At 69.7% G+C, this 13,904-nt stretch carries 11 protein-coding genes; 9 read left to right on the forward strand and 2 right to left on the reverse strand.

The window, feature by feature from the left end:
• The first annotated feature begins 239 nt into the window (after positions 1-239).
• Positions 240-920 (forward strand): response regulator transcription factor, encoded by a 681-nt coding sequence (locus B0920_RS03885; protein ID WP_078031245.1) that lies wholly within the window; start codon positions 240-242, stop codon positions 918-920.
• The gene (locus B0920_RS03890; protein WP_078031246.1) at positions 917-2,239 is read left to right on the forward strand and encodes a sensor histidine kinase; all 1,323 of its coding nucleotides are present in this window, start codon (positions 917-919) and stop codon (positions 2,237-2,239) included. The genes B0920_RS03885 and B0920_RS03890 overlap by 4 nt, the downstream gene beginning before the upstream one ends.
• Positions 2,240-2,254: 15 nt before the next feature.
• Here the strand turns inward: B0920_RS03890 and B0920_RS03895 are convergent, their stop codons facing one another.
• Positions 2,255-2,926 carry a class I SAM-dependent methyltransferase gene (locus B0920_RS03895; protein ID WP_078031247.1) on the reverse strand — a complete coding sequence of 224 codons (672 nt, stop codon included), beginning with the start codon at positions 2,924-2,926 and terminating at the stop codon, positions 2,255-2,257.
• 179 nt (positions 2,927-3,105) lie between these two features.
• Between B0920_RS03895 and B0920_RS03900 the strand changes: the two genes are divergently transcribed.
• From B0920_RS03900 to B0920_RS03930, 7 genes are all read left to right on the forward strand, one after another.
• On the forward strand, positions 3,106-3,522 hold the full coding sequence (locus B0920_RS03900; protein ID WP_078031248.1) for a type IV pilin protein: 417 nt from the start codon (positions 3,106-3,108) through the stop codon (positions 3,520-3,522).
• Positions 3,510-4,133 carry a Tfp pilus assembly protein FimT/FimU gene (locus B0920_RS03905; protein WP_078031249.1) on the forward strand — a complete coding sequence of 208 codons (624 nt, stop codon included), beginning with the start codon at positions 3,510-3,512 and terminating at the stop codon, positions 4,131-4,133. The genes B0920_RS03900 and B0920_RS03905 overlap by 13 nt, the downstream gene beginning before the upstream one ends.
• Positions 4,130-4,564 (forward strand): hypothetical protein, encoded by a 435-nt coding sequence (locus tag B0920_RS03910; RefSeq protein WP_078031250.1) that lies wholly within the window; start codon positions 4,130-4,132, stop codon positions 4,562-4,564. The genes B0920_RS03905 and B0920_RS03910 overlap by 4 nt, the downstream gene beginning before the upstream one ends.
• Positions 4,561-5,721 carry a PilW family protein gene (locus B0920_RS03915; protein ID WP_078031251.1) on the forward strand — a complete coding sequence of 387 codons (1,161 nt, stop codon included), beginning with the start codon at positions 4,561-4,563 and terminating at the stop codon, positions 5,719-5,721. Before B0920_RS03910 ends, B0920_RS03915 begins: the two co-directional genes overlap by 4 nt.
• Entirely contained in the window at positions 5,718-6,320 is a 603-nt protein-coding gene (locus B0920_RS03920) for a hypothetical protein (RefSeq protein ID WP_229455162.1), read from the forward strand. The genes B0920_RS03915 and B0920_RS03920 overlap by 4 nt, the downstream gene beginning before the upstream one ends.
• Before the next feature lie 27 nt (positions 6,321-6,347).
• Positions 6,348-10,919 carry a pilus assembly protein gene (locus B0920_RS03925; protein ID WP_078031252.1) on the forward strand — a complete coding sequence of 1,524 codons (4,572 nt, stop codon included), beginning with the start codon at positions 6,348-6,350 and terminating at the stop codon, positions 10,917-10,919.
• A 279-nt stretch (positions 10,920-11,198) separates the two neighbouring features.
• Positions 11,199-12,863: a peptide chain release factor 3 gene (locus B0920_RS03930; RefSeq protein WP_078033279.1), complete on the forward strand. Its 1,665-nt coding sequence runs from the start codon at positions 11,199-11,201 to the stop codon at positions 12,861-12,863.
• 45 nt (positions 12,864-12,908) lie between these two features.
• Here B0920_RS03930 and B0920_RS03935 read toward each other — a convergent pair whose 3' ends face one another.
• Positions 12,909-13,868 (reverse strand): DUF3108 domain-containing protein, encoded by a 960-nt coding sequence (locus B0920_RS03935; RefSeq protein WP_179119087.1) that lies wholly within the window; start codon positions 13,866-13,868, stop codon positions 12,909-12,911.
• Positions 13,869-13,904 lie beyond the last annotated feature (36 nt).

The raw sequence follows: 13,904 nt of genomic DNA on the forward strand, positions 1-13,904 counted from the left end.
ACATGCTTCAGGAGCGTTTGGGAGGCTATGAAAGTTTGCCTCATCGCGATGTGTGTACATTAAAGCTATAGTCCGGTGCCGAACATAAGACTGGCGGTTGCACCCATGTAGGCTGTATGCATGATGTTTTGTCAGTCCAGTCCTACTAGACAGACGGGGCAAAATCGCCCCTTTTTGTTTGGTTGCGGCAACGAAAATGCCGGATAATGGACGCATTCTTGTGACTCGACGGCAAGCAGATGGGACTGCAGGTTTTACTGGTGGAAGATGACGCCGTCCTGGCCGACGGCCTGACGCGCGCGCTGCAGGCCCAGGGCATGAGCGTCAGCCTGGCCGTGGACGGCCTGGCGGCCGACGCCCAGCTGCAGGCCAACCCACCCGAGGTGGCCGTGCTCGACATCGGCCTGCCCGGCATCGACGGCTTCGAGGTGGTGCGTCGCCTGCGCGCGCGCGGGGCCGCCACCCCGGTGCTGCTGCTGACCGCGCGCGACGCGGTCGAGGACAGGGTGCGCGGCCTGGAAACCGGCGCCGACGATTACCTGGTCAAACCCTTCGCCACCGCCGAACTGGTGGCCCGCATCCGCGCCCTGGCGCGCCGCAACGCCCCCAAACCCACCGTCCTCGCCCTCGGCAAGCTGGCCCTGGACGGCGCCACCCGCCGCGCGCGCGTGGGCGAGCGCCCGCTCGAACTCTCGGTGCGCGAATGGGGCGTGCTCGAATACCTGCTCCAGCATGCGGGCCGGGTGGTGTCCAAGCAGCAGATCATCGACGCCATCCTGGCCTGGGACCAGGACCTGACCCAGAACGCGGTCGAGGTCTACGTCTCGCGCCTGCGCCTGAAGCTCGAGGGCGCCGGCGTGGCGATCCGCACCATCCGCGGCTTCGGCTACCTGCTCGAGCTCGACGCGCCGGCCGCATGAGCAGCATCCGCCTGCGCCTGCTCAAGTGGCTGCTCGGGCCCATCCTGCTGCTGAACCTGGTGCTGGCCGGGCTGATCTACCTGCTCGCCTGGACGCCGGCCCAGGTCGCCTTCGACCAGGGCTTGCAGGACACCGCGGCGGCGCTGGCCGCGCGCCTCCAGTCGGGCGCCCCGGCCTCCCTGCCGCCGCGCCTGGGCGGCCAGGACCGCTTCTGGTTCGTGGTGCGCGACGGCGAAGGGCGGCGCCTGGCCGGCGCCGAGGGCTTCCCCGCCTTGCGCCCTGGCGCTCCCGCCTACGACGCCCTGATCGGCGGCGAGCCGGTGCGGGTCGCCGCCCTGGCGCTCGCCACCCCCGAAGGGACGCGCCAGCTGGGCGTGGCACGCACCCTGCGCCAGCGCGCCGAGGTGCGCTCGGCCATTCTGCGCTCGCTGTTCGTGCTGGTAACCCTGGCCACGCTCACCCTGGTCGGACTGGTCTGGTTGTCGGTCAGTAATGGCCTGAGGCCGCTGGCGCGCATCCGCGCCGAGCTGGGCCGTCGCGGAGGCAGCGACCTGGCGCCGCTGCCGAGCGAAGGCGTGCCCTACGAGATCGCGCCGGTAGTCACCGGCTTCAACGAATTGCTGGACCGGGTCGAGGCGGGTGCCCGCGCCCAGCGCGACTTCCTGGCCGACATGGCGCACCAGTTGCGCACCCCTCTGGCGGGACTGCAACTGCAGCTCGAATGGCTGGGGGAGCGCCATGCGGCCGACGAGGAAACCCGGCGCTCGGTCGGCCTGATGCGCCTGGCCAACGAGCGCATGATCCGCCAGGTGAACCAGCTGCTGGCGCTGGCTCGCGCCAAGGGCGGCCAGCCCGGCGAGGCCTTCGCCGCGCTCGACCTGGCGCGCCTGGTGCAGGACACGGTCCAGTACTTCGTCGAGGAAGCCGCGCGGCGCGGGATCGACATCGGCTTCGAACTGGCGCCGGCACCGGTGGCAGGCGAGGCCTTCCAGCTGCGCGACCTGATCGACAACCTGGTCGACAACGCGCTGCGCTACACGCCGCGCGGCGGCAGCGTGACGGTCAGCACCGGCGTCGAGGGCGCGCAGGCGCTGTTCGCCGTCGACGACACCGGCCCCGGCATCCCGCCCTCGCGGCGCAGCCAGGTGTTCGAGCGCTTCGTGCGTCTGGACGACAAGACCGCCGGCAGCGGCCTGGGCCTGGCCATCGTGCGCGACATCGCCGGCGCCCACCGCGCCCGCATCGAGCTAGGGGAGGGGCCGGGCGGCCGCGGCACCCGGGTGGCGGTGCGCTTTCCGCTGCGCGCAGGTCCGCCCTGAGCCCGGCGCAGCGCTTCAGGCGCGCGCCACCCAGCCGCGGAAACTGAAGGCCGCGTAGAACAGGCCGATGTCGGCGAAGCCCGCTTCGCCCAGCAGGGTGTGCTCCTCGTCCGGGGCCAGCAGGGGCAGGCGGCCCAGCATGTTCGCCGCGCCGGCCCAGGCCCGCTCCCAGTCTGGTTCGCCGCGCTCGCCGAAGGCGATCGAACGCGCCATCCATTGCTGCGGATCCGGCCCGGCCGCCGTGTGCCCGGCCACCACCAGGCGCGCGCCGGGGCGCAGGCGGCGCCGGATCCCGCGCAGCGTGTCCAGGCGTTCCTCGCGCCCCAGGTGATGCAGGGTCAGCAGGCAGGTCGCGCCCTCGTAGGGGCCGGCCGGCGCTTGCCCGACCGTCCCTTCGATCAGCTCGACCCGTTCGAGGCAGGGCGCCAGCGTTTGCCGGGCCAGCGCGAGCATGGCCGGCGCCGGGTCCACGCCGGTGAAGCGCCAGCCGGGCCGCGCCTCGGCCAGCGCGCGCGTCTCCAGGCCGCCGCCGGCCCCCACCACCAGGATGTTGGCAGTAGCGGGCGCCGCTTCGGCCAGCAGCAGCATGGCCATGCGGTGCAGGTCGGCCAGGCCGGGCACCTTGCGCGGGGTGTCGCCGGCGTAGGAGGCGATCGCGCCAGGGTTGTTGTAGGGATTGTTCTCCATCGCGCAGGCGCTCCGTACTCATGTAACTTTCAAGAATACGAAAGAGGCCAGATTGTGTCAATCGGTGTGGCCTTGTCAGGGTTTTGTCAGCATTTCCTCAGGGAACTGAAAGCTTTGTGCGATATCATTCCGTACGGCAACATTCGGAATGGCAGGGCGCCTAGCCCAGGAGGAAACCCATGCAGCAGCGACAAACCGGCTTCACCCTCATCGAAATCATGATCGGGGTCATCATCATCGGCATCCTGAGCGCGATCGCCCTGCCGTCCTACACCGCCTACGTGATGCGTGCGCGCCTGGCCGAAGCCCACACCGCCCTGGCCGGCGCCCAGCCCCTGCTCGAGCAGTTCTGGGCCAACAACCGGACCTACGCCGGCTTCGACCGGGTCCCGGCCGAAAGCGAGAATTTCAGCTATTCCCTGAGCGAGCCCGATGCCGGCAGCTACACCCTGGTCGCGACCGGGCAGGCCAGCGCCGCCGGCTTCGTGTTCACGATCGACCAGTCCGGCAACCGCGCGACCACCGCCGCGCCGGACGGCTGGGCCACCAACGACGAGTGCTGGGTCGACCGCAAGGAGGGCACGTGCAGCCACTGAGGCCAGCCGCCGGCTACACCACCATCGAAGCGCTGATCGCGGTGGTGGTGCTGGCCATCCTGCTGGCGGTCGGCCTGCCCAACCTGAGCGGCTGGCTGTCTTCGACCAAGGTGGCCGGCGCGGTCCAGTTCTACGCCGAGGGCTATGCGATGGCGCGTTCCCAGGCGCTGGCCAACAACGCCGCCAGCCGCCTGGTGTTCAGCCGCAACGCCGTCAGCGGCCAGCCGGACTGGCAGGTCGACGTCTGCTTCCCGGCCGCCGGCCAGCCCTGCGACGCCGACAGCGAACGCTGGTCAACCCTCGAAGACGAGGCCGCCACGGACGGCACGGTCGGCGTGGCGGTGCGCTCGGTGCGGCGCAGCGCCGAGGCCCTGCCGGCCAGCTCGCTCATGAGCGTCGAGCTGCCGGCCGGCGCCAGCGCCGTCTACTTCACGCCGCTGGGCTGGGTCGATTCCGGCCCGGCCACGCCCGCCGACCGCATCGACCTGAGCCCGGCCAGCGGCCACGAGGACGCCTTCGCGCCCGCCAGCCTGGTCCTGACCATGGCCGGCGTGGCGACCCGCTGCAACCCCGACGCCGACGACGGCGATTCCCGCAGGTGCCCGGAATGAACACGCCTCCTTTCAAACGCGGGCAAGAGGGCGTGGCCCTGCTCGAAGCCCTGATCGCGGTGCTGATCCTGGCGATCGGCCTGATCGGCACCGTGGGCCTGCAGGCCCGTTCCTACGCGGCCCTGTCGGACGCCGGCCTGCGCGCCGAAGCCACCATCGCCGTCAACGAACTGCTCGGCATCATGAATTCCGACCTCGAGCACGCCGCCGACTACGCGGTGGAAGAGGGCGAGGAGCCCGGCGAACGCCTGCAGGCTTGGCACGAGGCCGTCTCCGCGCGCCTGCCCGGCGCCACCATCGGGGTCAGCGTGACCGAGGCCACCAGCGCGGTCCCGCGCACCGAGGTTGCGGTGAGCATCGGCTGGACGCGCCAGGACAACCAGAGCGAGAACACGCACCGCGTGACCGCCTACCTCGCGGAGACCAAGTGAAGGCCGCCCTCCAGCGCCGCGCGCGCGGCTTCACCCTGGTCGAGCTGATGGTCAGCATCGTGATCGGCCTGCTGGCCGTGCTGTTCGCCACCCGCATCATGACCGAGGGCGAGCGCACCAAGGACGCCGCGCTGGGCGGCTCCGAGTCCATGCAGAACGGCATGCTTGCCATGTTCCAGATCAGCGCCGACGCCGAGCAGGCCGGATTCGGCCTGAACGATCCCATCGTCCTCGGCTGCGACACCATCTTCAGCGACAGCGAAGGCTACCAGCTGGCGCAGGCGCCGCGCGGCGCCGCCACCGTGCGGCCGCTGGGCAGCGTGGTGATCGAGCCCGGCGGCGAAGAATCGGACCGCATCAGCCTCTACGCCGGCAGTTCGCTGACCGGCACCGGCACCGTGGGGCTGCAGAGCGACTACATCGGCGGCACCCTGCTCACGATCGACCGCAAGGCCTTTGGCTTCGGCAAGGACGACGTGATCCTGGTGGCGCCCGAAAACCCTGGCGGCAACTGCGCGCTGGCCCAGATCTCGGTCGATCCGGGCGAGGCCACCGAGCTGGCGATCGGCGGCGCCGGCCTGCGCTACAACAGCGGCTCGCTGGGCCGCAACTTCGAGGGCAATGCGACCCGCATCTTCAACCTCGGCCCGGCGCGCAACCTGTCCTTCCACACCTGGTCGGTCGAGAACGGCTACCTGCGTCTGCGTTCGACCAACCTGCCCGGCGCCGCGGAAAGCTCGCGCCCGGTGGCGGACAATATCGTGGCGCTCAAGGCCCAGTACGGCTTCGACAACCGCAGCGTCGCCGACTTCGAGCCGGAGAAGGGCATGCAGATCGGCCTGTGGTCGAACGAGATGGTGGACGCCGATGGCGACGGCGTGGTCGGCGGCGCCGGCGACTACCAGCGCATCACCGCCCTGCGGATCGCGGTGGTGGCGCGCGCCAAGAATCCCGAGCGGCCCGGGACCGACGGCCAGTGCGCTGCGACCACCACGGCCCCCACCTTGTTCGCCAGCGCCCAGCCCCAGGGCGTGGAGGCGGTGCCGGTCACGGTGGGACTCGCGCTCGCCGACGATGCGGTCGACTGGCGCTGCTACCGCTACCGGGTGTTCGAAACCATCGTGCCGATGCGTAATTCCGGCTGGAGGCCTTCATGATGCCATCGACGTTTCCCCAGCGCCGCCGGCGCGCCCGCGGCGTGGCGCTGCCGGTCATGCTGATCATGCTGCTGGTGATGCTGGTGACCAGCATCTACCTGCTCAAGTCCAGCAATTCGACCACCCTGGCCGCCTCCAACCTCGCCTATGACGCCACCCTCAGCCGCGCCGTGGACCTCGGCCTGCACCGCGGCTTCCAGTGGCTCAGCACCACCGCCAACGGCAGCAAGGTGACCCTGCGCGAGAACGTGGAGGACGAGGGCTATCGCGCCTTCGCCAACACCAATACCAGGCCGCGCGACGCCGACTTCTGGGTCGGCTCGCGCGTCATCGACGGTCCCGACAACACCCGTATCCGCTACGTGATCCACCGCCTCTGTTCCGAGAGCGGCGCCTGGGACAAGCCCAAGAACAAATGCGTCCAGACCGCCGGCAACAAGGCCGCCGCCGGCGCCACGGTCAGCTACGGCCAGAGCCTGGCCTCGGACGCCCCGGCCTTCGCCACCTCCCCGCTGCTGCACTACGTGATCACGGCGCGCGTCGACGGCGTGCGCGGCGGGAACGTCATCAACCAGATGGTGGTCATGATCGGCGCCTGAGCCGGCCGCGACCCGAATGGAATGCCCATGAAACGCTATCTTCTTTCCCTGTGCCTGGCCCTGAGCGCGCTGCCGGCCAGCGCCGGCCCCACCGGCATCTCGCAGCTGCCGCTGCTGAACATCACGGGCACCGGCACGGTCAAGCCGAACCTGATGCTGCTCTACGATAACTCGGGCTCGATGGCCAGCAGCTTCACGCCCGACTATGTGGACGACAGCAGCACCTGCCGCTCGCGCGCCACCCTGGCCGGCGGCACCCGCGGCTGCCGCATTGGCGATCCGCCCTATGCCAGCGCCGACTTCAACCGTCAGTACTACAACCCCAAGGTGCGCTACAGCCCGCCGGTGCGGGCGGACGGCACTTCCTATCCGGAGCTGAACGCCGGCGCCACCTCGAACTGGGCCACCGTCACCACCGACGGCTTCGGCGTCAACCGGACCGACCTGCTCGGCAGTGCGGCCAACAGCACCAACCTGGTGAGCGGCTTCCCCGACCTGCGCTGGTGCGACGGCAGCGGCAACTGCAGCAGCAACACGGTCGGCTATTCCTACCCGAACGACGAGCGCTACAACGCCCAGAGCTTCACCGCCAATCCCTACTACTACACCATCAACGTCGCCGAATACTGCACCGACGCCAGCCTCACCACCTGCAAGTCGACCGCGATCAACGCGCCGGCCCCGGCGGGCTACCCGTTCCCGGCCAAGGTGCGCTGGTGCGATACCCGCGCGCTGACCAATTGCCAGGCCAAGTACGTCGGCAACTACAAGTACCCGCGCTTTTCCGACCCCAACCGGGCCGGCGAATGGTACGGCACCATCACCATCGGACTGTCCACCACGGCCAGCTCGATGACGGTCGACAGCGTGACGGCGGTCAGCACGGCCGGCTCGGTGGTGATCACCAACGGCCCGGTCACCGCCAGCAACGGCACCAATACGGCCGCAAAGCAGCAGGCCTTCGCCAACGCGCTGGCCGCCTCGATCATCGCCAAGAGCGGCCTGGCGCGCGCCTTCACCGCCTGCGTGCGCACCCCGACCGGGGGCGGGGTGCCGGCCTGCTCGACCTATGGCATCACGCTCGACAGCAACAACGTGGTGGCGGTGGTGCCCATCAGCTGTCCCGCGAACACGGTGGGCAAGCCGGTGCCCGACTGCACCCTGGTCAAGGACGGCAGCCGCGCCGGCGACGAGCTGCTGGTGGCCTCGGGCAGCGCCTCGACCGCCTTGCTGACGGTCTCGGGCAGCACCAATCCGAGCAAGACCCAGGTGCTGGCCGGCCTGACCTATGGCGGCGCCCAACTGTTTTCCAGCAGCCTGAGCTTCAACCGCGGCATCAACGCGGCCGCGGTCGCGGCGGCGATCCGCGACAAGATCGGCACCAAGGGCACGGTGCGCGCCTATGTCGGCGGCACCGCCAATTCCTCGCCCACCTGCGCGGCCCAGCCCAACACCACGGTCTGCCTGGTCGACACTGCGAGCGACGCCGAAGGCAAGAACATCGCCCTCGGCTCGCTCAGCAACAACGGCAACAACCCGCGCTACCTGACCTTCGGCGTGGGCGTGGCCCAGAGCGACGGCGTGCCGACCGTGACGACGCCGCTCGGCGCCTCGGTCTTCGTACGCACCGACATCGTGCCGACCCGAAACAGCTATCCGAAGGACAGCGCGCGCACCGACTGCGCCGGCGCGACCTGCACCTATGCCGAGGAGATGACCAACTTCGCCAACTGGTACGGCTACTACAAGACCCGCAACCAGACCATGAAGACGGCCGTGGGCCAGGCCTTCCAGCCGATCACCGACAACTACAACGTCGGCCTTGTCTCCCTCTCGACCGCGGCGGCCGAGGGCGCGATGAACCGTCCGCTGCCGTTCTCGGGCAGCCACCGCACCAGCTGGTACACCTCGCTGTATGCGATGAACGGCACCCAGTCGACCCCGATCCGCCAGGCCCTGCATGCGATCGGCAAGATGTACGCCAACCAGGCGCCCTATAACTTCCCGGCCGGCTCGGAAGCGGTGCAGTACGCCTGCCAGCAGAACTTCACCTTCGTCACCACCGACGGCTACTGGAACGGCGGCGCCGCTGCCAACGTGGTCAGCAACGACCAGCAGGAGAACCCGGCGCGCTTCTGCACCCGGGCCAAGGGCTGCGTCGACCCCAGCGTGCAGACCGACAACTCGCTGGCCGACGTGGCGCTCTACTGGTACAACGGCGGCTCCAACACCACCCTGTCCTCGCTGCGCCCGAGCCTGGAGAACTGGAACAAGCCCGGCCTGGTGCCGGCCGGTCCGGGCGAGAACACCCGCCTGCACATGCGCACCTTCGCGCTCGGCCTGGGCGTGGACGGCGTCATGACCTACGAGCCGAACTACGACACCGCGCCGGTACAGGGCGGCGACTTCTACAAGCTGATCACCGGCGCGGCTACCGGCTGCCCCTGGAACGGCGGCGGCGCCTACGTCTGGCCCAACCCCAACACCGGCGACAACAGCGGCTCGGCCGCCTACCAGTCGCGCGTGGACGACCTCTGGCATGCCGCGATCAACGGCCATGGCAAGTACTTCTCGGCCTCCGACCCGCGCCAGGTGGTGGACGGCCTGCGCCAGGCCCTGGCCAACATCGAGGTCAAGGTCGGCGCCGCCGCGGCGGCCGCCACCTCGACGCCCAACATCTCGCAGGAGGACAACGACATCTTCTCGGCCACCTTCACCACGGTGAAGTGGTACGGCGAGCTGTCCAACCGCAAGATCGACACCGTCACCGGCCAGGTCGGCACCGCCGACGTCTGGAATTCGTCCCAGACCGCCGGCCGCAAGGTGGAGGCGGCCGAGGACAGCCGTCGCATCCTGATGCTCGATCCGGGCGCCGGCACGCTCAGGAATTTCACCTATGCCGAGATGTCGGCCACCGAGCGCGCCTGGTTCGACAACAAGTGCGCGGCGCTGCCGCAGTGCGTGACCCTGTCGGCGACCAACCGGGCCGTCGTCAACAGCGGCGCGAACATCATCAACTGGCTGCGCGGCCAGCAGCAGTACGCCGACGACGCGGTGCTGCGCGCCTATTCCCGCACCGAGACCACGCCGGCCGGCGCCAGCGGGCCGCTGCCGATCGTCATCGGCGACATCGCCTCGTCCAAGCCGGCCTACATGCGCGACCCGCGCAAGTCCTACGACCGCACCGGCTACGCCACCTTCAAGGATGCCCAGAAATCGCGCCAGGCGGCGGTGTTCGCGGCCGCCAACGACGGCATGCTGCACGCCTTCGACGCCGCCACCGGCGAGGAACTGTGGGCCTACGTCCCGCGCATCACGATGAAGAAGCTGTACCAGCTGGCCAGCATCAACTACGGCACCAACCACCAGTTCAACGTCGACGGCTCGCCGGAACTGGGCGACGTGTTCATCAATGGCGCCTGGAAGACCATCCTGGTGGCCGGCCTGAACGGGGGCGGGCGCGGCTACTACGCGATCGACGTCACCGATCCGGACAGCCCGCAGGCCTTGTGGGAACTGTGCGCCGACCCGGCCGTGTGCAGCGGCGACAACCTGGAGCCGGAGATCGGCTACTCCTTCGGCAACCCGCAGTTCGGCACCTGGAAGGACGCCAGCGGGACCGAGCGCTGGGTGGTGTTCCTGACCTCGGGCTACAACAACATCCCGGGCACGGACGGAGTGGCCGGCGGCACCGGGCGCGGCTTCCTCCTGATCGTGGACGCCGCCACCGGCCGCGTGCTCGACCGCGTCAGCACCGGCTCGGGCGACACCACCACGCCTTCAGGCCTGGCCAAGATCACCGCCATCACCGCCAACCCCAACCGCGACCCGCTGGTGACCTACGTCTACGGCGGCGACAACCTGGGCCAGATGTGGCGCTTCGACCTGACCAGCCCCGGCACCGTGCGGGTGCTCAAGATGGGCGACGCCGGCGTCAACCAGCCGATCACCACCCGTCCCGACGTGGCCCTGTGCGCGGTCGAACCAAGCGACGGCGGGGCGGTGCGTCCGGAGCGCGTGGTGGCCTTCGGCAGCGGGCGCCTGCTCGACCTGCCGGACGTCGGCAACACGGCGACCCAGAGCGCCTACGTGCTCAAGGACGACGGCGTGGCGATCAACGCCGGCGCCTGGCGCAGCCTGCCGGCAATGGCGCGCAAGCGCCTGACCAAGATCGCGGGCGCGGCGCGCGACGAGTACACGGTCTCGGGCGACGAGGCCGACCTGGGGACGCAGTCGGGCTGGTTCGTCGACTTCGACCGCAACCTGGGCGAGCGCGTCAACCTGGACCCCAAGATCGTGGCCGGGACCCTGACGGTGGTGACCAACCTGCCGAGCTCCTCCTCGGCCTGCTCGGTGGGCGGCACCAGCAACGTCTACCAGTTCGACGTCTGCACCGGCCTGCCGTCCTCGCCGGACGGGGTGGTGGGGCACACCCTGTCGAACAACTCGGCGGCGGTGGGCTTCATCATCGTGCGCCTGCCGTCGGGGGCGCTGAAGATGATCACCACCACGGCGGACGGCAAGACCATCACCTCGGAAGTGGCGCCGGCCAAGACCGAGGCGGCGCGCCGCAGCGGGTGGAGGAGGGTGAGGGAGTGAGAGAGTAGGTAATGCCAGAATGAGGGAACGAGGGAATGAGGGAGTGAGCAGCCCGAATATCCAATTTCATTCACCATACGCATGAACCGTCATTCCGGCGAAGGCCGGAATCCAAGTTTGTTAGCGCAGCCACGCAAGCAAACTTGGGTTCCGGCCTTCGCCGGAACGACGTTGGGTGGGTAACTCAGCAGTAGGCGTTGGCCAAACTGTTCACACGGCCCCGCCCGGAAACGGTAAAATCGAAGGTTTTCTTGCATGGGCCGCTCCGAGGGCTCGACTATGGCCAACGACACCGACATTTCCGCAGCGGACGACACGTCCGATGCAGGCACCCCCGCCAGCCGCCAGGCCGGCGCGATCGCGCGCGAAGTCGCGCGCCGCCGCACCTTCGGCATCATCTCCCACCCCGACGCCGGTAAGACCACCCTCACCGAGAAGCTTCTGCTGTTCTCGGGCGCGATCCAGCTGGCCGGCACCGTCAAGGGCCGCAAGAGCGGCCGTCACGCCACCTCGGACTGGATGGACATCGAGAAGCAGCGCGGCATCTCGGTCGCATCCTCGGTGATGCAGTTCGAGTTCCGCGACCACGTGATCAACCTGCTCGACACCCCTGGCCACCAGGACTTCTCGGAAGACACCTACCGGGTGCTGACCGCGGTCGACTCGGCCCTGATGGTGATCGACGCCGCCAAGGGCGTGGAAGAGCAGACCATCAAGCTGCTCGACGTGTGCCGCATGCGCGACACCCCGATCGTCACCTTCATGAACAAGCTCGACCGCGAAACCCGCGATCCGCTCGAACTGCTCGACGAGGTCGAATCGGTGCTGAAGATCGAATGCGCGCCGGTGACCTGGCCGATCGGCATGGGCAAGAACTTCCGCGGGGTCTACCACCTGCTGCGCGACGAGATCATGCTGTTCAAGGCGGGCGAGGAGCGCGCCGACGGCGCCTTCGAGATCGTCAAGGGCATCGACAACCCCAGGCTGGCCGAGATGTTCCCGCTCGAGATCGAGCAGCTCAAGACCGAGGTGGAGCTGGTGCACGGCGCCTCTCACCCCTTCGAGCTGCAGCGCTTCCTCGATGGCGTCCAGACGCCGGTGTTCTTCGGTTCGGCGATCAACAACTTCGGCGTGCGCGAGATCCTCTCGGCCCTGGTCGACTGGGCGCCGGCTCCGCGCGAGCGCGACGCCACGGTGCGCGCGGTCAAGCCGGAAGAACAGCCATTCTCCGGCTTCGTCTTCAAGATCCAGGCCAACATGGACCCGGCCCACCGCGACCGCATCGCCTTCCTGCGCGTGTGCTCGGGACGCTTCGAGAAGGGCATGAAGGTCAAGCACCTGCGCCTGGGCCGCGAGGTCAAGCTGTCCTCGGTGGTGACCTTCATGGCGTCGAGCCGCGAGCAGGTCGAGGAAGCCTACGCGGGCGACATCATCGGCCTGCCGAACCACGGCAACATGCAGATCGGCGACAGCTTCAGCGAAGGCGAGACCCTGACCTTCACCGGCATCCCTTACTTCGCGCCGGAGCTGTTCCGCACGGTGCGCATCCGTAACCCGCTCAAGATGAAGCAGCTCCACAAGGGCCTGCAGCAGCTGGGCGAGGAGGGCGCGGTGCAGGTGTTCAAGCCGGTGCTGGGCAGCGACCTGATCCTGGGCGCGGTCGGGGTGCTGCAGTTCGAGGTGGTGGCCAGCCGCCTGCTCAACGAGTACGGCGTGGACGCGGTGTTCGAGAGCAGCAGCATCAGCAGCGCGCGCTGGGTGTCGAGCGAGGACAAGAAGGCCTTGTCCGACTTCGAGAACCAGCTCGGCCACCAGGTCGCCTACGATGCGGCCGGCAACATGGCCTTCCTGGCGACCTCCGGCGTCAACCTGCGCCTGACCCAGGAACGCTGGCCCAAACTGACCTTCCACGCGACCCGCGAGCACGCGGCCAAGCTGGACTGAGTCCTCGCGGCGCCCTGCACGGGCGCCGCCGGCATCCGCGCCGCTTCAAGGCGCCGCCGCCAGCGTCTGGGTGCGCACCGTGCCGTCCGGCGCGCTCAGGCGCAGGCGCACCGGCATCCAGTGCAGCTGCGGCGCCAGCCACAGCTCCAGGCGCGGCATCCCCGCCGCCGCCAGGCGCACCAGGCGCAGGGCCTCGACCGGGCCCGCGCCGGTGTCCACCGTTTCCCGCTCCGCCACCTGGAAGCGCGCGATGTGCGCGCCTTGCCCTTCGCTCACCACGATCTCCAGCACGTCCTGCATCTGGTCCGGGTCGGCCAGCCCCATGCCGGCCAGCTGCGCCAGCACCGAGGCGCCGTCCTGCATGCCCATCGCCAGCGGCAGGGCCGCGCCGCGCGCGTCGCTGACCAGGTTGCGTTCGCGGTCGAACACGATGCTCGCCGTCCCTGCGCCTTGCGCGATCGCGGCGCGCAGCGGCGCCAGGCCAGCGTCGTCGGCGCCGCCTTCGCTGCTGCGCTCTCCCAGCACGCCGGTCAGGCGCAGGCGGTAGGCGTTGCCGTCGCTTTCCCATTCCAGGCGCGCCCGGCCCACCGCGACGGGGGCGCGCCCGGGAGCGGCGCTGTCGACCCGGTAGTCGAGCGTGATGGAGGGCGGGGCGGTGACGCGGTAGCGGCCCGGCATCTGGAGCGGCGGCTCGGCGCCGCCGGCGCCGGCGGCCGGCTCGGGCGCGGCGGAAGCGCTGGCGGCCTCGGTGTCGGCGGGCGCGGAAACGGGCGCCGGCGCGGGGGCGGCCACGGGCAAGGGTTCCGGGACAGGTGCGGGAGCGGCTTCGGGCAAGGGCGGCGGCGCGCTAGGCGCCACCAGGCGCACGGCGAGGGCGCCTGCGGGAAGGGGCGGCGGCGCCAGGCGGGCATCGAGCCATGCGAGGACGAGCAGATGGGCCAGCAATGAAGCCAGGCACAGGAGGGCAAGTCGGCCATGCCGGGCCGCGGAGGCGGGGATGCGCATCGCGCTAGTGTAACCCTTCCGCGCCCGGTCTCCTAT

Origin of the sequence: Massilia sp. KIM, from assembly GCF_002007115.1 — a bacterium.
Taxonomy (GTDB): Bacteria; Pseudomonadota; Gammaproteobacteria; order Burkholderiales; family Burkholderiaceae_D; genus Telluria.